The sequence below is a fragment of the Streptomyces sp. NPDC041108 genome (genome assembly GCF_055592645.1).
The window spans coordinates 121,780-143,229 of record NZ_JBVIYK010000006.1 but is presented as its reverse complement, the minus strand read 5'-3'; the positions used below and the strand labels follow the sequence as shown (position 1 = coordinate 143,229).

Below are 21,450 nucleotides of genomic sequence, written 5' to 3'. Positions count from 1 at the left end.
GACGGCCGGCGGCTACCGGGCGTGCTCCGGGCCCATGTCCAGATCCTCGAAGGACAGCGCGTCCAGGTCCCCGTCGAAGTCGTCCGGGACCAGCGGCGGCCGGCCCGGCGGGGAAGGCGCCGAGGTGCGGTCGGGGCCGGGGAGGGACTGTTCGGTCCAGATGCACTTGCCGGTGGGGGTGTACCGGGTGCCCCAGCGCTGGGAGAGCGCGGCGATCAGCTGCAGGCCCCGGCCGCCCTCGTCGGTGTCGCCGGCCCGCCGGATGCGGGGCATGGTGAGGCTGCCGTCGAAGACCTCGCAGACCAGCGCGGAGCCGTGCAGCAGGCGCAGGCGGACGGGGCCCTTGGCGTGGCGTACGACGTTGCCGACGAGTTCGCTGGCGAGGAGTTCGGTGGTCGGGGCCAGGTCGTCCAGGCCCCAGGCCGCGAGCTGGTCGCGGACGTGGCGGCGGGCCTGTCCGGCGGCCCTCGGGTCGTCGAGGAGGGACCAGGAGGCCATCCGGTCGCCGGTCAGGGCGTGCAGGCGGGCGACGAGGAGGGCCGCGTCGTCCGCCGCCGCGTGCTCGGCGGGCAGCAGGCCGTGCGTGAGGGTGTCGCAGAGGCGTTCCAGGTCGGCGGCGGTGCCGTCCTCGTGGGCGGTGCGCAGGAGACGGGCCAGGTCGGCCATGCCCTCGTCGATGCCGCGTTTCGCCGACTCGACCAGGCCGTCGGTGTAGAGCACGAGCAGGCTGCCCTCGGGCACGCTCAGCTCCACCGTCTCGAACGGCGGCTCGGCCGCGCCGAGCGGCGGATCGGCGGTCCACTCCGGGAAGCGCACGGTCCCGTCCGGGCACACCAGCGCCGGCGGCGGGTGCCCGGCGCGGACCATCGAACAGACCTGCGTGGTGGAGTCGTAGAGGGCGTACAGGCAGGTGACGTACGACTCCTCGCCCATGGTGCCGACGATGTCGTTGAGGTGGCTCATGATCTCGTCGGGGGGCAGTTCGAGGTCGGCGAGCGTGTGCACGGCCGTGCGCAGGCGCCCCATCGTGGCGGCCTCGGACAGGCCGTGGCCCATGACGTCGCCGACGACGAGGGCGACCTGGCCGCTGGAGAGCGGGATGACGTCGTACCAGTCGCCGCCGACGTCCATGCCCTGCCCGGCCGGCAGGTAGCGGGCGGCCGACTCGCAGGCGGCGAGCGCCGGCAGGTCCTTCGGGAGCAGGGCACGCTGGAGTTCACGGGACCGGGTGTGTTCGAGGTCGTAGAGGCGGGCGCGTTCCAGGGCCTGGGCGAGGAGCGCGCTGATCGCGGTCAGCAGGGTGCGTTCCTCGTCGGTGAGGCGGCGCGGCCGGTCGAAGGAGACGACGCACACGCCGAAGGTGTGGTCGGAGGCGGTCAACGGCAGGAAGGCCCACGCCTGTTTGCCCGCGCGGTCGGGCATGTCGGCGTGCCGGGGGGCGTACTCGGCGTACTCCCGCGGTGAGGAGAGGAAGACCGGGGTGCCGGTGTCGATGGCGTCCCAGGCCGGGCCGTACGGCGTTCTGGGGCGGCGGTTGACGAGGCGGACGAAGTCGTCGGTGTAGCCGACGGCACCCACGTTGTGCAGGCGGCCGTTCTCCACGGTCTGGACGAGCAGGCCGGTGGCGGCGAACGGCGGCAGGACCCGGAGCGCGACCGCGTCGACGACGTCCTGCGAGGTGGTCGCCTTGGCGAGGGCGGTGGTCAACGCGGCGATGCGGTGGGCCCGTTCGGAGGCAGCGCGCTCGGACTCGCGGCGCTCCTCCTCGTGCCGTCGCTTCTCGGTGACGTCACTGAAGTAGATGGTGCGGCCGTCGGGGCCGGGGACCAGCCGCACGTGGTGGATGTCGCCGGTGTCCGGTACGTGGACGTCGAACCCGGCGGGCTTCTCCTCGGCGGCGGCCTCCCGGCAGCGGCTCTCCAGGCAGGGGGTCGCGCGCACGGAGGGCAGGTCCCACAGCAGCCGCCCGCACAGTTCCTCCGCGGAGAGGCCGAGGGTGCGTTCCGCCTCCAGGTTGGCGAAGGTGATCCGCCAGGCGTCGTCGACGGCGAGGAAGCCGTCGCTCATGTGCCGCAGGGCCCGGTCGAGCGCGTCCCGCGCGGACCGAGACTCGTCGCTCTCCCAGCCGATGCCGATCATCCGGTGGGGCCGGCCGTGCTCGTCGTAGGTCGCCCGGCCACGGGCCCGCGTCCAGCCCCAGGTGCCGTCGAGGCGTCGTACGCGGTACTCCGCCTCGTACACGCCGTGTTCGCGGATCGCCCGTTCCGCCGCGGCGAGGGTCGGGGCGAGGTCGTCCGGGTGGACGATCCGCATCCAGTTCTCTATCTGGCCGGTGAACTCGGCCGGTCTGGTGCCGTAGAGCTCCAGGGCCGCCTCGTCCCAGATCAGGTCGCCGGTGCGGATGTCCCAGTCCCAGGAGCCGAGACTGACCTCCTTGAGCGCCTGCCGCAGCCGGTCGGCGCCCGGCTCGGGCTGCGCGGGGCCCGTCGGCGGGGGCGCCTGCGCCATGCGGTCCTCGGTCCAGTCGACGACCGCCCGCAGGAAGTCCCATTCCAGACCGGTGGGTTCGCCCCGGTCGCCGGTCAGGACGGTGAGCGCGCCTATCGTGCGGTCACAGCCCGAGACGGGTAACGCGGCGAGACCGGTGCCGGGGCAGGCGGGGGCCGTGGAACCCAGCGGCGACCACACTCCGCCGCCCTGGTGCAGCGCGCGGGCCGGGGGCAGCGGGCCCTCCTGGTCGATGATCTCCCAGGGACGGGTGAGCGCGGACGGCAGGCCGCAGGCCGACACCAGACGCAGGGCCGACATCGGCCCCCGCAGATGGACCATGCCCCCGAGCGCGTCGAGTTCCCCGACCGCGTGCTGGAGCGCCAGCCGGAAGACCTCGCTCTCCGCGACGCCGGGGTCCACCGTGCTGAGCAGGGCCAGCCGTGCGTTCATACGGCAGACCCTAATGCTCTACCCACACGTAGGGCAGCCCGCCACAGGAATTCCACAACGACTGCCCGGTCCGCGAGCTCGCTCCAACAGAGCGTGTGGCAGGGCGAGTTGACCGGCCGGCCCGCCGCCGGGCGTGACCAAGATCCGCCGACGGTCGTTGGGCCGCTGCGACACAGGATGTGGCGACACCCAGATCTCCGGCCCGACCTCAGCAGGCGGCATGTTCAAGGCATTGAAGACGTTGGTCAAGACGTTCGTCGAGCAGTACGCGAGGAACCAGCAGCTCGAACGGGAGCTGCGGGCGCAGCGCGGTGAGCAGGAGCGACGCTGGCGGGAGGAGGACCGGGTGGTCCTGCGGGCCGCCCTCGCCGCGAACCGGGTCGCCCTCGAACAGCACAACGCCACGCTCCGGCAGGCGGCCGGCGTCTCGTACCTCACCCTGCGCTGCCACGAGGACACCTGGACCTTCCTGGCCCGTACGGCGTTCGGCGCCTGGGAGCCCGGCTGGACGCAGAGCACGCGCGACCCGTACGACCGGGTCGGGCCGACCGCGACCGGGGCGGCCCGCCTCACCACCGATCCCAACCTGCCGCCGGGCCGCATCACCAAGGCGGACGGCGGCATGCAGGACGTCCAGCTCTCCGGCCACAACCTGGTGCTGGTCCTCGACTCCCTCCGCGCGGCCACGGCCTCGGACCTCACCGCCACCGGGGCCCGCGCCAGGACGCTCTACGACCGGCTGGCCTCCTTCACCGCCAAGCTCGACCCGGCGGCGCCCACGGGCCGCACCACGGGCATCCTCTGGCGGATCGACGACAGTCTGCACAGCCAGTACGTGAGCCGTCCGCCCGGCACCGGGCGCCCCACCGCCGCGCCCCTCCTCCGCAAGGTCCCCTCCCCCGCCCCGGCGGTCCGCCGCCATCCGGAGCGCAACGGCTCCCCCGTGGCGCGACAGTAGGCGGCGGGCGTCGCCGGGAACGGGAGGGTTCCGGCGAGGGTCAGGCGCACTCGCCTCCGGCCGGGCGGTCCTTCTTCCGGAACGTCATCAGCGGAGTTCCGTGGTTCTCGAGTTCGTCGGCGACACCGTCGACGTACCGGTCCTCGTAGCCGGTCCCGCCGTCGGCGCCGCAGACCCGCGCCATCATCTCGTCGGTGGTCCAGGGCTTCTGGCCCCGGATGTTCACGGCGCCGTTCGGGCCGGCCGCGAGCCGCTGTTACGTTCCTGGGACACTTCCGCGGCCCCGGAGCACAACCTTCCGCCGGATCCGGTCGTCCCCTCCGACGACAGCACCAACTCGGCGTGGCGTCACACAGGGGGACAGCATGCGACGAACCGGAGCCATGGTCATGGCACTCGCGCTCGCGGGGACCGCGATCGCGACGGCCGCGGTCACCGCCAGCGCCGCGCCGGGTGGCGCCGGGCGGCGCGCCGCGGCCTGCCCGACGGGCTGGGGCAGCGGCCTCAAGGGCAGCCCCGACAGCGGCACGGTGCCACTGGCGGACATCAGGACCGGCCGCCACGACTGCTACGACCGCATCGTGTTCGACGTCCCCGACGGCGGCGACCACCTCGGCCACTGGGTGCAGTACGTCGACCGGCTCCACCAGACCGCCTCCGGCGACGTCATCCCGGTGGACGGCGGGGCCGTCCTGGAGATCCGGATCGCCGCCCCCAGCTACGACCCCGAGACCGGCGGGGTGGCCTACCCCGGGGACGTCGCCGAGCCCCTGCCCGGCGTGGACATCTCCGGCTACCGCACCTTCCGCGACACCCGCTTCGCCGGCAGCTTCGAGGGCGAGACCCAGATCGGCCTCGGCGTCCGCGCCCGCCTGCCGTTCCGGGTGCTCCAGTTCCCCGGCCGCCTGGTGGTGGACGTGGCCCACAGCTGGACGTAGGGCGCGCGAGGAGATCCCACCGGCGCCGCTACCGGCCTGGCGCCCGGCGGCGCGGACACGCGGGGCCCGGCGGCGTCGCTCCGGACGGGGCGACTTGTAGGGTCCGGACGGTGGAGAGATCGAACGACAATGTGACCGGCGGGGCCGCGTCGACGCTGCTGGACGTACTGCTCGGGGCCGCGCGGGAGACCCCCGGCCAGACCGTCGTCCACGTCCGGGGGGACGGCCGCGAGCACACGGTCACCTTCGCCGAACTCCGCGACGACGCCCTGCGCGTGGCGGGCGGACTGAGGGCGGCGGGCGTCACGCCCGGCACCCCGTTGCCGCTGGTCGCCGGCCGGGGCGACGCCTTCCAGCCGATGTTCTGGGGCGCGCTGGCGGCGGGGGCCGTACCCGTGCCGCTCGCCCCGGAGCCGCGCCGGATCGGCCCGGTGTGGGACCTCCTCGGCAGGCCGCCCGTGGTGGTGGACGAGACCACGGCCGCCGTCGTGACGGCGATGGGCGACGGAAGCGACGCGCCCGACACCCAACTCCAGTTCCCCATAAGAACGTTGCGGCTCGACGCGCTCCGTCGCGGCCGTCCGCCGCGGCACCTGCCCCGGCCGGCCCCCCGTGATGTCGCCTTCCTCCAGTTCTCCTCCGGCAGCACCGGCGCCCCCAAGGGCGTGGAACTGACCCACGCCGGCGTCCTCGCCAACATCCGCCAGATCCGTACCGCGATGGCGATCGGCCCGGACGACGTGCTCGCGACCTGGATGCCGTACTTCCACGACATGGGTCTCATCGGCACCCACCTCGTCCCCATGGCCGCGCGCCTGAAGCAGATACGGATCGAGCCGCTGTCCTTCGCGAAGCGGCCCGCCCTGTGGTTCGAGGCCGTCCACCGCCACCGCGCGACCCTGCTGTCGGCCGCGAACTTCGCCCTGGCGCTCGCGGTACGCCGCGTCCCCGCCACCGCGCTCAGCGGCCTCGACCTCGGCTGCGTACGCCTGCTGCTCGTCGGCGCCGAACCCATCGCGCCGCGCGTCTGGCGGGAGTTCACCGCCCTCACCGCCCCGGCGGGACTGGACCCGCGCGCCCCGCTGCCGGTGTACGGCCTGGCCGAGGCGACCCTCGCGGTGACCGTACCGCCGCTCGGTGAGACCGCGACACCGCTGGTGCTGGACCGGGCCGCGCTCGGTCGCGGCCGGGTGGTGACGGCCGAACCCGGGCCGCACGCCGTGGAGTTGATGGACCTGGGTCGGCCGGTGGCGGGCTGCGAGGTACGGATCACCGGTGGTTCCGGGGACTCGCTGGGTGAGCTGCGGGTCGGGCACGTGGAGGTACGGGGGCCGCAGCTGGGGCGCGGGTACCACCGGGCGCCCGAGGCGAGCGCGGAGGCGTTCGGGGACGACGGCTGGCTGCGTACCGGGGACCTCGGCTTCCTGCGGGACGGGCGGCTGTGCGTCACCGGGCGCCACAAGGACGTGGTGTTCGTCAACGGCCGTACGTTCCACGCCTCCGACCTGGAGGAGACGGTGGCCGCGACTCCGGGGCTGCCGCCGGGTGCCGTGGCCGTCGTGGGGTCCACCGACCCGGACGGCGGCGGCGAGCGGGCCGTCGCCTTCGTGCAGTGGGCCCGGCCCGCTCCCTCGGCCGCCGCACCGGTGCTCCGCGCCGCGACCGCCCGGCTGCGGGAGGTCCTCGGCCATGACGACGTCCGGGTACTGCCGCTGCCGCCGGGGGCGTTCGCCCGGACCACCAGCGGGAAACTGCGCCGCGGGGTGCTCCGGACGCGCTACGAGGGCGGCGCGTACGCGGAGGTCGAGACGCGCTGGACGGAGGCGGCGCAGGCGCCGGGGGCCGCGGCTCACGCGACGAGGGGCGCGGCTCACGCGACGGGGGGCGCGGCGACTTACGCGGCGGAGGACGCGGCCCACGTGGCGGCGAAGGCGGTCACGGCGGTGGGCCGGAAGGCCGGGGCGACGAGCCGGACGGCCGGAGCCGCAGGGGGCGTTCCCCGATCGCCGCGGGAGGTCCGGGAGGCGGTACGGGAGGTGTGGGCGCGGGCGCTGGAGGTGCCCGTGTCCGACGTGGGGGCGCGGGAGCGCTTCTTCGACCTCGGGGGGTCCTCGCTGCGCGCGATGGCCGTACTGGCCGGGCTGGAGGACGTGTTCGGGGTGACGGTGGAGCCCGGCGCGCTGCGGGACCACGACACGGTGGCGGGGCTGTCCGGCCATGTGCTGCGTCTGCTGGAGGAGGAGGGCGCGACGGGGCGCCCGACGGGTGGGGAGCCGTCCGGTGAGGTGACCCCCGGCGCTCCCGGCTCCGGTCCGGCCGGTGCGGTCGCCGTTCTCTCCGTCGCCTGCCGCTTCCCCGGGGCCGAGACGCCGGAAGCCTTCTGGGAGCTGCTCGCGGGCGGCGGTGACACGGTCGGCGGCCTGCCCGAGGGCCGGTCGGAGGACGGGCCCCGCGCGGGCTCCTTCCTCGCCGAGCCCGCCGCCTTCGACGCCGGCTTCTTCGGCATGGACGACGCGGAGGCCCGTGCCACCGACCCCCAGGCACGGATCTTCCTGGAACTGGCCCACGAGGCACTGGAACGCGCCGGGTACGCGGGACCCCGCCGGGCGGGCCGCCGGATCGGGGTGTTCGCGGCGGCCGGTGACAGCGGGTACCGCGAGGTCCTGGCCGAGGCGGCCGACGGGGATCTCGCCCGCCACCCGGCCGCCCTCACCGGCAACCTCCCCAACCTGGTCGCCGCCCGCGTCTCGCAGGTGCTGGACCTGAACGGCCCCGCCCTCGCCGTCGACACGGCCTGCTCCTCCGCGCTCGTCGCCCTGCACCTCGCCCGGCGCAGTCTCCTGGCCGGCGAGTGCGACCTCGCCGTCGTCGGTGGCGTCAACCTGGGCCTGACCCCGACCGGCCACCGCCTCCTCGAAGCGACGGGCGCGCTGTCGCCGAGCGGCCGGTGCCGCGCGTTCGCCGCCGACGCGGACGGCTTCGTCCCCGGAGAGGGCGGCGCCACACTCGTCCTCGCCCGCCCGGCCGACGCCCACGCCGCCCAGGACCCGGTCCTCGCCCTCGTACGCGGTACGGCGGTCAACAACGACGGCCGCTCGCTCGGCCTGCTCGCCCCCACCCCGCGCGGCCAGCGCGAGGTGATCGGCCAGGCGTACGAGGAGTGCGGTGTCGATCCGGCCGACGTGTCGTACGTGGAGGCCCACGGCACGGGGACGCCGATCGGAGACCCCGTCGAGGCGCGGTCGCTCGGCCAGGCGTTCCCGCCCCGCGCCGACGGCGTCCCGCGCGGGCTCGGCTCGGTCAAGGCGAACCTCGGGCACCTCCTGAACGCGGCCGGTATGCCCGCGCTCGTCAAGGTCGTCCTCGCCCTCTCCCACCGCCGCCTCCCGCCCTCGCCCCACTCCACCCCGCCGGCCCCCTTCCTCGCCCACGCCGCGCCCGGCTTCCGGCTGGTCACCGAGAACGAGGAATGGACGGGCCCCGGCAGTGCGGAGGGCCGCCCGCTGCTGGCCGGCGTGAACTCCTTCGGCTTCGGCGGCACCAACGCGCACGCGGTGCTGGAGGAGGCGCCGGGGCAGGTGACCGACGCGGTGTCCTCCGTGGCCTGCGACGGTCCGCTTCTGCTGACCCTGTCCGCCCGTTCCGCCGGCGGACTGCGCTCCGCCGCCGCGGAGTTGGCCGCGTATCTGCGGGCCCACCCCGGAGTCGACGAGGGTGAGGTGTGCCGAAGCGTCAACACGGCCCGGGACGAGGGGCCGTACCGGCTGGCCGTGGTGGCGGAGGCCGGTGACCTCGCGGAGCGACTGGAAGCGGCCGGGGAGCCGGGCACGGCCGATACGGCGAGTACTGCGGATACGGCGAGTACGGCGAGTACGGCCCGGCCCCGGACGGTGTTCGTCCTTCCGGGGCAGGGCACCCAACGGGTCGGTCTCGGGCGGGAGTTGTACCGCACGGCACCCGTGTTCCGGGACGTCCTGGACGAGGTCTCCTCGCTCACCGGGCCGGTGCTCGGCCGCTCGCTGGCCGCCTGGTGTCTGGACGAGGACGCCGACCCCGCCGACCTGGCCCGCACCGAGGTGACGCAGCCGCTGCTGGTCGGGTTCGGGGTGGCGCTGGCCGGGCAGCTGGCCGCGTGGGGGGTGACGCCGGACGCGGTCGTGGGGCACAGCGTCGGGGAGATCACCGCCGCGTGCGTCGCCGGGGCCCTGTCCCCGGCCGAGGCCGTCGGTTTCGCCGCCGAACGCGGGCGCCTGATGGGCCGGCTCGCCGCACCGGGTGCCATGGCGGCCGTACGGGGGGACGAGGAGACCGTCGCCGCCGTGCTCGCCGAGTCGGACGGCGCGCTCTGCGTGGCCGCCGTCAACTCACCGGCGCAAGTGGTGCTGGCGGGCGCCGCGGAAGCCGTCGACCGGGCGGTGGCGGTCCTCACGGCCCGTGGCGTGGCCGCCCGCCGCCTCCGCGTCTCGCACGCCTTCCACTCGCCGCTGCTGACCCCCGTGCTCGACCCGCTCCACAACGCGGCGAAGGCCCTGACCGTCCACCGGGCCACCGTTCCGCTGCTGAGCACGGTCACCGGCCGCTGGAACCCCGACCTCACCCCCGACTCCGGCTCCGGCTCCAACTCCGGTTCCGGGTCCGGCTACTGGCGCGAGCACGCGATCCGCCCCGTCCGCTTCGGCGCCGCCGTCGCCCGGCTCCTCGACGAGGGCTACGACACGTTCGTCGAACTCGGCGCCGGTGCGACCCTGTGCACGCCGGTCCGCGCGACCGCCGCCACCCGGCCCGGTGTCACGCCCTCCGACGTGACGGTCCTGCCCGCGCTGCCCGCCACGGCGGGGGCGGGGGCGAGCGCCCTGCTGGAGACGGTCGGCCGGCTCTGGGCCCGTGGGGCTCCGCTGGACCCGACGGCTCCGACGTCCCCGGCCCGGCGCACGGCACGACGGGTGCCCGTGCCCACGTACCCCTTCCAGCGCGCCCACCACTGGCCGCAACGCCTCGTCACGCCGCCCGCGCCCGGTACGGCCACCCCCGCGACGGTGCCCCTGGCCCGGCCCCTCCTGTGGCGGGACGCCCCGCTCACCGCCGCTCCCGGCCCCACCCCCCGGGTCCGCCTGACCGGCGCAGACACCCCTCTCCGCCGGGCCCTCACCGCCCGGCTCACCGCGTGCGGAACGACCGTGCCGGGATCCGCGGAGGGCGAGGAGACGGCCGCCGCCCCGGAGACCGTGCTGTGGTTCGCCTCCGCCGAGGGGGCCGCAGCGGAGGCCGGCAGCGCCGTCCCCGCCCTGCGCGAGATGCTGTCCTCGCTCGGCACGGGCCCCGGCCGCCTGCTGCTGATCACGGAGAACGCGTACACGACCGGCGACACCGACACCGACACCGAGGCCGGCACCGCCGCCACCACCCACCACTGCCCCGGCCCCCGCCCCGCACAGGCCCTCCTGCACGGCTTCGCCCTGGCCCTGCCCGAGGAACATCGCGGGCTCTCCTCCCTGGGCGTCGACCTGTGCGCCGCAGACCCGCTCGACTCTCGACTCGCCGCACTGGAAGAGGAGTTGAGCGCCACCGCCACCCCCGGCGCGGGCGGTACCGTCGCCCGGCGCGCGGGCCGCCGACTCGCCCGTACGGCCGTCGCCCCCGCCGCCCCGGCGTCCCCCGCACCGCTCCCCCCGGACGGCACCTACCTGATCACCGGCGGCGCGGGCGGTCTCGGCTCCGCGCTCGCCCGTGACCTGGCAGAACGCGGCGCCCCCACCCTGGTCCTCACCGGCCGCACGACCACCCCGCCCCACGCCCTGCTCACCGACCTGCGCGCCCTCGGCGCCGACGCCCGCTACCGGGCCGCCGACATCACCGACGCGGCCGCCGTCGACGCGCTCGTCGCCGGACTGCCGTCCCTGGACGCGGTGTTCCACGCGGCGGGTACGGCCCGTCCCGGCAGCCTGTGCGGCAAGCCCGACGACGAGATCGAGGCCGTCCTCGCCGCGAAGGTGCGCGGTACGGCGCTCCTCGCCGAGGCACTGCGCCGCCACGGCCGGGAGGGCGCCGTGTGCGTCGTCCTCTCCTCCGTCTCCGCCGTACTGCCCGGACTCGCGGGCGCCCTCGGCGACTACGCCGCCGCCAACTCCTTCCTCGACGCCTTCGCCGGCGCCGAACGCGCCGCGGGCCGCCCCTGGCAGAGCATCGCCCTCGGCCCCGTCGCCGACACGGGCCTGGCGAGCGGCCCGCCCCCGCACACCCGGCTCCGCCACGACGGACCCGCGCCGATGACCGTAGGCGCCGCCCTGGCGGGTCTCCGCTCGGCGGTCGCCCTGGACGCGGCCCACGTCCTGGTGACGGCCCCCGGACCTGACGAGGGCCGTAGGCCCGCCAGGGGCGCGGGCAACGGCACGGCCGGCCACGACGCGCCCACGGCCGCACCCACGGCCGCGGCCGCCGACGAACAGCCCCTGCCGACCCCGCACACACCCACCAGCACGCGCACCGGCACCGGCACCGGCACCCCCGCAACGTCCCAGGTCACCACCCTCATACGCCGCCTCCTCGCAGAGGCCCTGCACCGCCCCCCGCAGGAGATCGGCGACGACGCCCAGTTCCTCACCCTCGGCCTGGACTCCCTCACCGCCGTCGACCTCGCCCGCCGTCTGGAACGCGAACTCGGCCGCCCCCTCCCGGCCACCCTCCTCTTCGAGCACCGCACCCTCGGCGAACTGGCCACCCACCTGGCCACCACCCCACCGCCGCACACGACGACGCCCACACCGACACGCACACCGTCCTCGGCACCCCCTCCGGCACCCGCCCCGGCTCCGGACGCGGCGCCGAGCGTCGCCCCGTACGCCCCCCTCCCCCTCACGCCCCTCCAACTCGCCTTCCACACCACCGAGACCCTCCATGAGGGCATCACCGCCTACGGCTACCTCCGCCAGAGCGTCCGCGGCCCGCTCGACCCCGCGCTCCTCGGCCGGGCGCTCGCTCTCCTCGCCGCCCGCCAGCCCATGCTGCGGCTGCGGTTCACCGGAGACGACGGCGCGCGCCCCCGCCAGTACGCCGCCCCCGCCGGGCCCGTGGACACGGCCCCCGGCTGGTTCGAGATACGGGAACCGCTCGACCTGCGGCAGCTGGAACACGACCTGTGCAACCGCCCGTTCGACCTGACGACACAGGACCCGGTCCGGGCCGTCCTCGTCCCCGACCGCGCCGACGCGCACCTCGCCCACCTGCTGCTGGTCGTCCACCACGCCGCCGCCGACGGCTTCAGCCTCAAACTGCTCGCCGAGGAGCTCTGGTCGCTCTACGCGGCCCTGGAACGCGGGGACGACCTCTCCCAACTCCCGCCTCCACAGGCCCGGTTCGCCGACTATGCGACCGCAGTGGACGCCGAGCGCCGGTCGCCGGCGTACGCGCGGGACCAGCGGTACTGGCGCGACCGCCTGGCCGCCCACACCGTCCCCTCCCCCGCCCTCCCGTACGACGGCGACCCCGAGGCTCCTCCCGCGCCGCCCCTCACCCATCACCGCACCGGCATCGACGAGGCGCTGACCGCCGCGCTCCGCGAGAGGGCCGCACGGCACGGGGTCTCGTTGTTCCATCTGCTGCTTGCGGTGTACGGGCGCTGTCTGGCGCGGTGGAGCGGGCGGCGGGCCGTCGCGGTGAACGTGGCGCGGGCCCGGCGGGAGCTGCCGGTGCCCGGCATCGACGCTCTGGTGGGGCCGCTGGCCGACACCCTGCCGGTCTTCGTGGACGTCGACCCCGACGAGCCGGTCACCGCGCTCGCCGACCGGCTGCGGCGGATCTGGGCCGAGGCCGAGGCGCACGCGACCCCGAGCAGCACCGACCTGGCCCGGCTGCTGTCCGGGCTGCGGCCCGCCACGGGCCCGGCACCTCGCACGGCGGCCGAGGCGGGCTTCAGCTTCGCCCGCTTCCCGGTGGTCCACGGCCCCGACTGGCCCGTCACCGTCACCCCGACGGCCGCGGCCACCGCCTCCGCCGCCACCCGGCTCGGCCTCCTGTGCTGGGAGGCCGACTCGGCTCTGTGCCTGTCGTGGAACTACCCGGCCCGCCTCTTCCGCCCCGAGACCGTACGCCGCCTCGCCGACGAGTACCTCGCCGAGCTGCGCGCCGCCGTCACGGGCCCCACCGCCACCCCGGCCGCGGTGGCCGGGGACGGCATCGTGGACCGCCTGCGTGCCCGCTTCCGCGCCACACCCCTGTCTCTCGCCGTCGACGCCGGTGACGGGACCACCCTCACCTACGCGGCCCTCGACGCCGCCTCCGCCGCTCTGGCCGCCCGGCTGCGCGCCCACGGCGTACGCCCCGGCGACCTGGTCGGGCTCCTCACCGAACCGGGCGGCACGGACACGGTCACCGGAGTCGTCGGCATCCTGCGCGCGGGCGCCGGCTGGGTACCGCTGGACGCGACCCACCCGAGTGCCCGGCACCGGGACCAGCTGTCCCGTACGGGCGTACGCGTCCTGGTCCACGACCGGGCGACCCGGGAGGCGGCCGCCGCCCTGGACGGCGTCACGGCGGTCCCGGCGGTGCCCGAGCCGTCACCGCCCGGCACCACCCTCCCGACGGCCGACGTCCCCTCCCCCTCCCCCGAGGCCATCGCGTACGTCATCTTCACCTCGGGCTCGACGGGCCGCCCCAAGGCCGTCCCCATCACCCACCGGTCGATGACGAACTACCTCGACTGGTCCCTGGCCACGTTCGGCTACGGCCCCGGCGACCGGCTCGCGCAGACGGCGTCGGTCTGTTTCGACGCCTCCGTACGGCAGTTGCTGGCCCCGCTGCTGGCCGGCGCCACCGTGCACCCCCTCTCCCGTGACCTGCTGCGCGACCCCGAGGCCCTCCTCGACCGCGTCGTGGCGGACCGGATCACGGTGTGGAGTTCGGTCCCCACCCTGTGGGAACGCCTGCTGACCGCCGCCGAGGACCGCCTCCGGCGGCACGGCACGGCCCCCGACCTCTCCGCCCTGCGCTGGGTCCACGTGGGCGGCGAGGCGCTGCCCGCGGCCCATGTGCGCCGCTGGTTCGACCTCCTGGGCGCCCCCGCCGGCGACGGCCCGCGCCCGGCGCCTGCCCACCGGATCGCCAACCTGTACGGACCCACCGAGGCCACCGTCAACGCCACCTGCCATCTCATCGACACCCGCCCCGGCGACGACGTACGCCACCTCCCCATCGGCGGCCCGATCGCCGGCACCGAACTCGCCGTGATCGGCGAGGACGGACACGAAAGCGCCCCCGGCGAGCCCGGCGAGCTGCTCATCGCCGGCATCGGCCTCACCCCCGGCTACCTGGGCGACCCCCACCTCACGGCCGCCGCCTTCACCGAACGGGACGGCCGCCGCTGGTACCGCAGCGGCGACCGTGTCCGCCGCGGGGCCGACGGGGTGCTGGAGTTCCTGGGCCGGCTCGACGACCAGGTCAAGGTCCGCGGCCACCGCGTCGAACTCGGTGAGATCGAGGCCGCCCTGCTCACCCACCCGGGCACGGCCCGCGCGGCCGTGCTGCTGCGGGACGGACGGCTGGAGGCATACGTCGAGCCCAGGACCGGCACCTCCCCCCTCGACCCCCGCGAGGTGCGCGCCTTCCTCTCCCGCACCCTGCCCCCGTACATGCTCCCCGCCCGCGTCCACTCCCTCCCGGTCCTGCCCCTGACCGGCACGGGCAAGATCGACCGCAACCGCCTCGCTCCCCGAGACGCGGCAGCCGCGGAACCCGCCCGCGCGGAACCCGAGTCGCCGCCCACGGCCCCGACGGCCCCCACGGCCCCCTCGACCCCCACCGAACAGCTGCTGGCGCGCACCTGGTCCGCGCTGCTGGACGTGCCGGAGTCCCTGATATCCGGGCAGGACGACTTCTTCGCGCTCGGCGGTGACTCCCTCACCGTGCTGGAACTGTTCTCCCGCCTACGGCGCGAACGCCCCGCCCTGCCACGCCCGACCGCCGTCTACACCCACCGCACCCTGACCGCCCTGGCGGCGGCCATCGACGCCACCGCCCCCGGCGCCCGCACCCCCGACGCCCCCGAGAACCGGCGGCCCGCGCACGACCTCACCCCCTATCCCCTCACCCCCTCCCAACAGGGCTTCCTCCTCGCCGACGCCCTCGCGTCCGGGACGCCGGGCGCCAACCCCGCCTGGCTGGCCCGTTTCCGTGTCCGCGGTCCGCTGGACCCGGACCTCCTCCAGCGGTGCGTCGACGTGCTCGTGGCCCGCCACCCCATGCTCCGCACGGTCTTCCCGGCCGGCGCCCGCCCGCCCGTGCAGCAGGAACTCCCGTCCTCGCTACGGCTCCCCGTGCAGACGGAGACCCTGGCCCACCCGGATCTCCTGGAGGAACGGGCCGCCGAGGAGGCCCGCCGCCGGTTCGAGACCTGGGCCTGGCCCCTGCTGCGCCTGCGCCTGCTCACCGCCGCTCCGGACGAGCACGTGCTCCTCGTCCACGCCCACCACCTCATCGGCGACGGCTACAGCGCGGCCCTCCTGACCCGCGAACTCCTCACCGTGTACGACCGGTTCGCGCGCGGCCTCCCCCACGGCCTGGAGCCCCTGGAGTCCACCTTCCGCGACCACGCCCTGCACCGCGCGGCGCCCCGGCCGCCCCTGACCCCGGAGGGGGAGGCGTACCGCGCCCGCCACCTCGCCCCCTACTCCCCGCCGGTCCTGCGCGCGCCGCACCAGGACGGCACCGCTCCCGCCTTCCACACCGCCACCTTCGACCTCGACGCCGCCCGCACCCACGCCCTGCGCCGCCTCGCCGAGGCCGCGGGCACGACCCTCCACGCCCCGGTCCTCACCGGGTACTACCGCGCCCTCGCCACCCTCACCGGCCGCCGCGACCTGGTCCTCGGTCTGGCCGTCACCGGCAGGGACGAGAGCACACGGGACGCGCACCGCGTCTTCGGCCCGTTCGCCGAGGCGGTGTCCGTGCGCCCGGCGCCCCCGTCCGACGACCGCGCCCCCGCCGGCGGCTTCGACGAGGACCTCCGCCGGGTCGCCGCGGAGTCGGTCGCGGCCCGTACCGCAGGCCCGCTGGATCTGCGTACGCCCCAGGGCCTGCCCCGTACCGCCCAGTTCTTCTTCACCTTCCTCGACTTCACCGCCCTCGGCGCACCGCCCGGCACCGCCCTGACCCTGCGGGCCGACGACACCGACACGGCACTCGCGCCGCCGCCCGTGGGCACCGACGTCTTCCTGGCCGTACGCCCCGCACCGACCGGCGACGCCGCCGACGGCGACGGCGGCGGCTTGCGCGTCACGGCCCGTGTGTCGGCGACCGCCCTCTCGCGCGAGCAACTGAGCGCTTTCACAAGGGAGTTGCGCCGCCAATTGGAGCAGGCACCGCGTACCGAGACCACCGCGGCCACCAGAACCGCCATCGCCACCGTCGCCGCTCCGCCCCTCGACGCGGCCCTCGTCGGCTACCTCCCCGCCCCGCGGCAGTTGGCCGCCTACGCCGGGCTCGCCCCGGAGACCGCGCCCGGCCGTGAGGCGATCCGCGCCCTGCTCTTCCCGGACGGCCGCGCCAGGCTGCTGGAGAGCGTCACCACGCCCCTCGGCAGATCCGGCTTCGTCGCGCTGCCCCTCTTCGCCGACGAACTGACCGGCCCGCCGCCCGCCGGCGGCCCGGCCACCCTCGCCGCCCTGACCGCACGCGCCGTGGACCACGCCGCGTCCCTCGGCGCCCGCTGCGTCTCCCTGGCCGGCATGATCCCGGCCCTCACCGGCTACGGCTACGACGTCCTGCGCGAGACCTCCCCGGCCACCGGCGCCGCGCTCACCACCGGCCACGCCACCACGACCGTCGCCGTCGTCAGGACCGTCCGCGCCGCGCTCGCCGCGACCGGACGGGACCTGGCCGGACTCACCCTCGCCGTCGTCGGCTGCGGCTCCATCGGTACGTCGTCCCTGCGGCTGCTCCTCACCCTGAGCCCCCGCCCGCCGGCCCGGCTCCTGCTCTGTGACGTGCCGGGCAGCGCCCCCCGCCTGCGGCGGCTCGCCGCCGAACTTCTCGCCGGCCACCCCGCCCTGTCCGTCCAGGTCGTCGAGCCGGCCGGCCCGACCGCCCTCCCGGCCGAGGTCTACGGGACGGCCGACGTCGTCGTCACGGCCGTCAGCGGCGGCCCGACGGCCCTGCTGGACATCGACCGGCTGCGCCCCGGCACGATCGTCGTGGACGACTCCTTCCCGCACTGCTTCGACACCGGGCGGGCCCTGGGCCGGATGCGTGACGAGCGGGACGTCCTGGTCGTCGGGGGCGGTCTGCTGGCTCTGGACTCCACCGAGACCCACCTGGCACCGGACCTCCCGGCCGCCGCCCTCACCGCCCTCACCGGAGCCACCGGCCGGGCGGGACAGCACCTCGCGCTCCACCTGCCCGGCACCCTCGCCTCCTGCCGCCTGGAGTCGCTGCTCCACGCCCACCTCGCCGGCCCGGCCCCCGGCACGCGACTGCCCCTGGTCCACGGCCTGGTCGACCTCCCCCACGCCCTCGCCCACTGGGACGCCGCCGAGGCCGCCGGCGTCCGCGCGGCCCCCCTCCACCTCCTCGACCACACCGTCCCGCCGGAGGCCCTGAGCGCCCTGCCCCCGCCCCCGCCCCGCTGAGCGCGGCGAGGCGCACGCGGCGAACTCCGGGCGCCTCCGTCGCGAGGCTCCCGGTCAGGCGCCCAACTGCCGTACCAGTTCCCGTGCGAACGCCTCCGTCGCCGGCGCCGTCCAGCGTCTGCGGTGCCGGGCCAGCCGCACGGGGACATCGGCGAAGCCGGGGCCCGGCACCCTCGTCAGCCGCCCCTGCTCCAGATACTCCTCCACGGTCGTCAGCGGCAGCAGGGTCAGCCCCAGCCCGGCGGCGGCGCAGGACCGTGCCGCGTCCACGCTGCCGAACCGGGTGAGCCGGGGACCGGCCCCGGGCAGGGCGAGCAGCCGCCGCTCCAGCGCGTCGCTGTACGAACAGCCCTGCTCCAGCAGGAAGAAGCTCTCCGTCGCCAGCCGCGCCCAGCCGGCCGGGCGCTTGCGGGCCGCGAGCGGATGACGGGGCCCGCACACGAGGGCGAGCGGCTCGCGCGCGACCGGCTCGGCGGTGATCTCCGGGAAGTCGGCCTCGTCCTCCAGCAGCAGCGCCAGATCCAGCCGTCCGGCCCGCAGCCCCGCGACGCACTCCGCCGTACCGGCCGCGTGCAGGTCGACGTCCACCTCGGGGTGGCGGGTGCGCAGGGCCGCGATCACACCCGGCAGCCGGGTCGCGCACAGGGACTCCGGGGTGCCGACCCGCACCCTCCCCCGCACGGCACCGTCGCCCTCCCGGCCGCCGGCCCGCAGCCGTGCCACGGCGTCGAGGACCTCCTCCGCCCCTTCCAGCAGACGCCGGCCCGACTCGGTGAGCAGCGTGCCCGTGGGCAGGCGGTCGAAGAGCCGGGTGCCCAGCTCCCGTTCCAGGGTGCGGATGTGCACGGTGACCGTGGACTGGGCGAGGTGCAGTTCGGCGGCGGCCGAGGTGAACCCGCCGGTCCGGGCGAGGGTGGTGAAGGTGCGCAGCAGTCTGGTGTCCACGACGTCAGCCTAGGCCGCCCATCGGTTTTCTCGATGGACTGGATCGAAACTGATCGTTGGACGCGATCCCGGCCCGGTGACAGCGTGGAGCCATGACCCACGACGCGAACGTGACGAGCCCGCTGTCCCGCCCCGAGCCGTCGGCCAGCGTGCCGCGCTCGGGGGACCCGCTGCCCGCGATCCTGCGCTACTCGGCCTTCACCGACGACCCGGCGGGCGGCAACCCGGCCGGGGTGGTGCTCGACGCCTCCGGGCTGGACGACGCGGCGATGCTCGCGATCGCCGCCGAGGTGGGCTACTCGGAGACGGCCTTCGTCACCGCCGCCGACGAGGCCGCGCGCCGGTTCCGGGTGCGGTACTTCAGTCCGCTCGCCGAGGTGGCGTTCTGCGGGCACGCGACCGTCGCCCTGGCCGTGGCGCTCGCCGAGCGGCTGGGCCCCGGCGAGGTCCTGTTCGACACCCTCGCGGGCGAGATCCCGGTCGCCACCTCGGTCGACGCCTCCGACGGCACGGCCCGTGCCACCCTCACCAGCGTGCCGGCCCGCTCCCGTCCCGCCACGGCCGCCGAACGGGACGCGACCCTGAAGGCCCTCGGCTGGTCCGACGGCGACCTCGACCCGGCGCTGCCGCCGCACGTGGCCTTCGGCGGCGTCCGGCACCTGGTCCTGGCGGCCGGTTCCCGCCCCCGTCTCGCGGACCTCGCCTACGACTTCGACGCCCTCGCGGACGTCATGCGGCGGCACGACTGGACGACCGTGCACCTGGTGTGGCGCGAGTCGCCGGACCGCTTCCACGCCCGGGACCCGTTCCCCGTGGGCGGGGTCGTCGAGGACCCGGCGACGGGCGCGGCGGCGGCTGCCTTCGGCGGCTACCTCCGCACCCTCGGCCTGGTCACCGCGCCGGCCACCGTCACGATCCGGCAGGGGGAGGACATGGGCCGCCCCAGCGATCTGCGCCTCGACGTCTCCCCCGAGGACCCCCGCTCGCGGGTGACGGGCCAGGCGGTCCCGATCGGCTGAGTCCCGGGGCAGAGGCAGGGCAGGAGCGGGCGGAGACCGCCGGAGCGAGCCGGGCCTGACCCCCGGCCGGCCCTCCCCACGGCGACGCCCCCCGGGCCCGAGGGCCTGGGGGGCGTCACTGCCTGCGGCGATACCCGTGTCGCTACGACTCGTGTGTCAGCGCGCGTTGATCAGGTGGTGCGGCGGCACCTTCACCGTGCGGGCGCCCGGGGTGCCACCCAGGATCACCTTGCGCAGGGCGATGTTGTTCTTGTGGTTGGTCTCCTGGAGACGGTTCTCCGGGTTGGCGATGACCTGGATGTAGTACGTGCCGTTCGGCAGGTCCGTGATGTCGAAGGACTGGCCGGGACGGTACTGGGTGTAGGTGTCGCCGGAGCCGACGTCGAGGACCTCACGCACGGAGATGGCGTCCTCCGAGCCGCACGCGGTGGACAGGTCGGTGTTCTCCGGGTGCCAGTTGGCGTTCTTCACCGTGTAGTTGATCGCGTCGGTGTTGGCCAGGCAGAACGCCTCCTTGCCGGAGCGCACCTGCTTGGACTGGTCCGCGCTGAGCAGGCGGTAGCTGGCGAAGTCCGTGAAGTGCCAGTGCTCGTGGCCCTCGCGCGGGTCCCACTCCATGGTGCCGGTGGGGGCGTAGCCGATCTGCTTGCCCTTGGCGTCGTAGAAGTACTGGTAGGCGTCCATCAGGTCGGCGCCGGGCTTGCGGAAGCCGTCGACGACGAGGGGCGCGGGGCCCGCGTTCCAGACGTTGGCGCTGAAGGCGAGGTAGTCCTTGCCGGGCACGTCGCCGTCCTCGCCGTCGGTGATGGCGATGTCCCACGCGGGCAGCGACCGCAGGTCCGGCTTGGGAACGCTCTTGGCGACGCCCGCCTTGCCGGTGGGCCGCTTGGCGTTGGCCTTCAGCGCGGGAGCGATGCGGGAGCCGTCGGTGTGGCCGGCGCCGTCGCCCAGGTGCTTGGCGATGCCCCGGTCGACGAGGGCGAACGGAAGCTGGGGCGGGGTGGGGGCGTCGGCGCCGCGCGGGCCGTAGTGGTGGCCGTCCAGGGCCGGCTGTCCGGCCGGGGCCGACTGCGCGGAGTGGCCGCCGCCGTGGCCGCCGTGGTGGGACGAGGAGGACTTCGACGCCGTCAGGCCCTCACCCCCCTCCTCGTCCTCGCGGACCGTCACCTTGATGGTCGGCTTGCTGTCGGGGATGCCGAACAGGTCGCGGTACTTCTTCGCCACCCGCACCTGGGCGGTGTACTCACCGGCGGGCAGGTCCACCGACTTGTCGTAGTCGTAGCCGGTGGTGTTGGTGGCCCACCCCTTCTCCACACCCCACACCGAGCCCAGCGTCCACGGGTTGGTGGAGCAGCTCTGCGGATAGTGGTTGGTCGAGGGGGCGTCCGGACGGATCCGGCCCGAGGCGTTGTTCGGGCAGAAGTTCCCCTTGGTCTTCACCACCTGCTTGCCGGTCGCGTCCTTGACCGAGATCTCCAGGAAGCCGGTCAGTCCGGAGAAGTCGTCGACCGTGCCGGCGGGCAGGGTGCGCGTCTTCACGGTCTTGCCGTTGCGGAGGATCTGCTTGGCGACGATCGGGTCCTTGTACGACTTGCGCGTCACCTGGAACTCCAGGGGCGCGTTGTCGACCGAGAGGTACGTGCCGAGCTGGAGGTTGACGCCCTCGGACCACTCGTAGCGGGTGAGGGTCACGGACTTCGACGCCGCGATCAGCTTGATCTGCGGCGTCCCGGGCTTCGCGGCGGGCGCGGCACCGGCGCCGGGCGCGGCTCCGGCCACGGCCGCCACCACGGTGAGGGAGGCCAGGGCGGCGAGGCCGGGGCGCTTCAGGCGGCTGCGGCGGTCCTGGCCGGCGCCGGGCGCCCCTTCCGCGGCTCCGCCGCTCCCCGGGCTGTTCGGGCTGTTCGTCGGGCTGGTCATCTGGCTGGTCATCGGTTCCTCGTCTGCGAGTGCCATGGTCGGTGGCATCGGACTGGACAACCCACGGACGACGGCCGGCCGCCTTGCCGGACGCACCCCAACACGTCCCGGCC

Annotated in this window: 8 protein-coding genes; 4 read left to right on the top strand and 4 right to left on the bottom strand. The window is 75.6% G+C overall.

Annotated features, from left to right (window positions below; translation table 11 throughout):
• Positions 1 to 12: 12 nt before the first annotated feature.
• A complete protein-coding gene (locus ACZ6BB_RS18710) occupies positions 13 to 2,940 on the bottom strand; it encodes a SpoIIE family protein phosphatase (RefSeq protein WP_471616267.1) in 2,928 nt (975 codons plus the stop codon).
• A gap of 220 nt (positions 2,941 to 3,160) precedes the next feature.
• Between ACZ6BB_RS18710 and ACZ6BB_RS18705 the strand changes: the two genes are divergently transcribed.
• Positions 3,161 to 3,898 carry a hypothetical protein gene (locus ACZ6BB_RS18705; protein ID WP_471616266.1) on the top strand — a complete coding sequence of 246 codons (738 nt, stop codon included), beginning with the start codon at positions 3,161 to 3,163 and terminating at the stop codon, positions 3,896 to 3,898.
• Positions 3,899 to 3,938: 40 nt separating this feature from the next.
• On the opposite strand, the gene ACZ6BB_RS18700 is transcribed toward ACZ6BB_RS18705, so the two are convergent.
• A complete protein-coding gene (locus ACZ6BB_RS18700) occupies positions 3,939 to 4,124 on the bottom strand; it encodes a hypothetical protein (protein WP_471616265.1) in 186 nt (61 codons plus the stop codon).
• Between the two features lie 139 nt (positions 4,125 to 4,263).
• On the opposite strand from ACZ6BB_RS18700, the gene ACZ6BB_RS18695 reads away from it, so the two are divergent.
• The gene (locus ACZ6BB_RS18695) at positions 4,264 to 4,836 is read left to right on the top strand and encodes an AMIN-like domain-containing (lipo)protein (RefSeq protein WP_471616264.1); all 573 of its coding nucleotides are present in this window, start codon (positions 4,264 to 4,266) and stop codon (positions 4,834 to 4,836) included.
• A gap of 110 nt (positions 4,837 to 4,946) precedes the next feature.
• Complete coding sequence (locus ACZ6BB_RS18690) at positions 4,947 to 17,453, top strand: amino acid adenylation domain-containing protein (RefSeq protein ID WP_471616263.1); 12,507 nt, start codon at positions 4,947 to 4,949, stop codon at positions 17,451 to 17,453.
• A 54-nt stretch (positions 17,454 to 17,507) separates the two neighbouring features.
• On the opposite strand, the gene ACZ6BB_RS18685 is transcribed toward ACZ6BB_RS18690, so the two are convergent.
• Entirely contained in the window at positions 17,508 to 18,398 is an 891-nt protein-coding gene (locus ACZ6BB_RS18685; protein WP_471616262.1) for a LysR family transcriptional regulator, read from the bottom strand.
• Between the two features lie 92 nt (positions 18,399 to 18,490).
• Here ACZ6BB_RS18685 and ACZ6BB_RS18680 point away from each other — a divergent pair, with 92 nt between their 5' ends.
• Positions 18,491 to 19,417: a PhzF family phenazine biosynthesis isomerase gene (locus ACZ6BB_RS18680; RefSeq protein WP_471616261.1), complete on the top strand. Its 927-nt coding sequence runs from the start codon at positions 18,491 to 18,493 to the stop codon at positions 19,415 to 19,417.
• Between the two features lie 156 nt (positions 19,418 to 19,573).
• Here ACZ6BB_RS18680 and ACZ6BB_RS18675 read toward each other — a convergent pair whose 3' ends face one another.
• Positions 19,574 to 21,373: a lysyl oxidase family protein gene (locus ACZ6BB_RS18675; RefSeq protein ID WP_471616260.1), complete on the bottom strand. Its 1,800-nt coding sequence runs from the start codon at positions 21,371 to 21,373 to the stop codon at positions 19,574 to 19,576.
• Between the last annotated feature and the right edge of the window lie 77 nt (positions 21,374 to 21,450).

Bases quoted from the DNA above. Each gene is read 5' to 3' on its own strand.
- ACZ6BB_RS18675 (WP_471616260.1), bottom strand. From the start codon at position 21,373: ATGGCACTCGCAGACGAGGAACCGATGACCAGCCAGATGACCAGCCCG.
- ACZ6BB_RS18695 (WP_471616264.1), top strand. From the start codon at position 4,264: ATGCGACGAACCGGAGCCATGGTCATGGCACTCGCGCTCGCGGGGACC.
- ACZ6BB_RS18705 (WP_471616266.1), top strand. From the start codon at position 3,161: ATGTTCAAGGCATTGAAGACGTTGGTCAAGACGTTCGTCGAGCAGTAC.
- ACZ6BB_RS18680 (WP_471616261.1), top strand. From the start codon at position 18,491: ATGACCCACGACGCGAACGTGACGAGCCCGCTGTCCCGCCCCGAGCCG.
- ACZ6BB_RS18710 (WP_471616267.1), bottom strand. From the start codon at position 2,940: ATGAACGCACGGCTGGCCCTGCTCAGCACGGTGGACCCCGGCGTCGCG.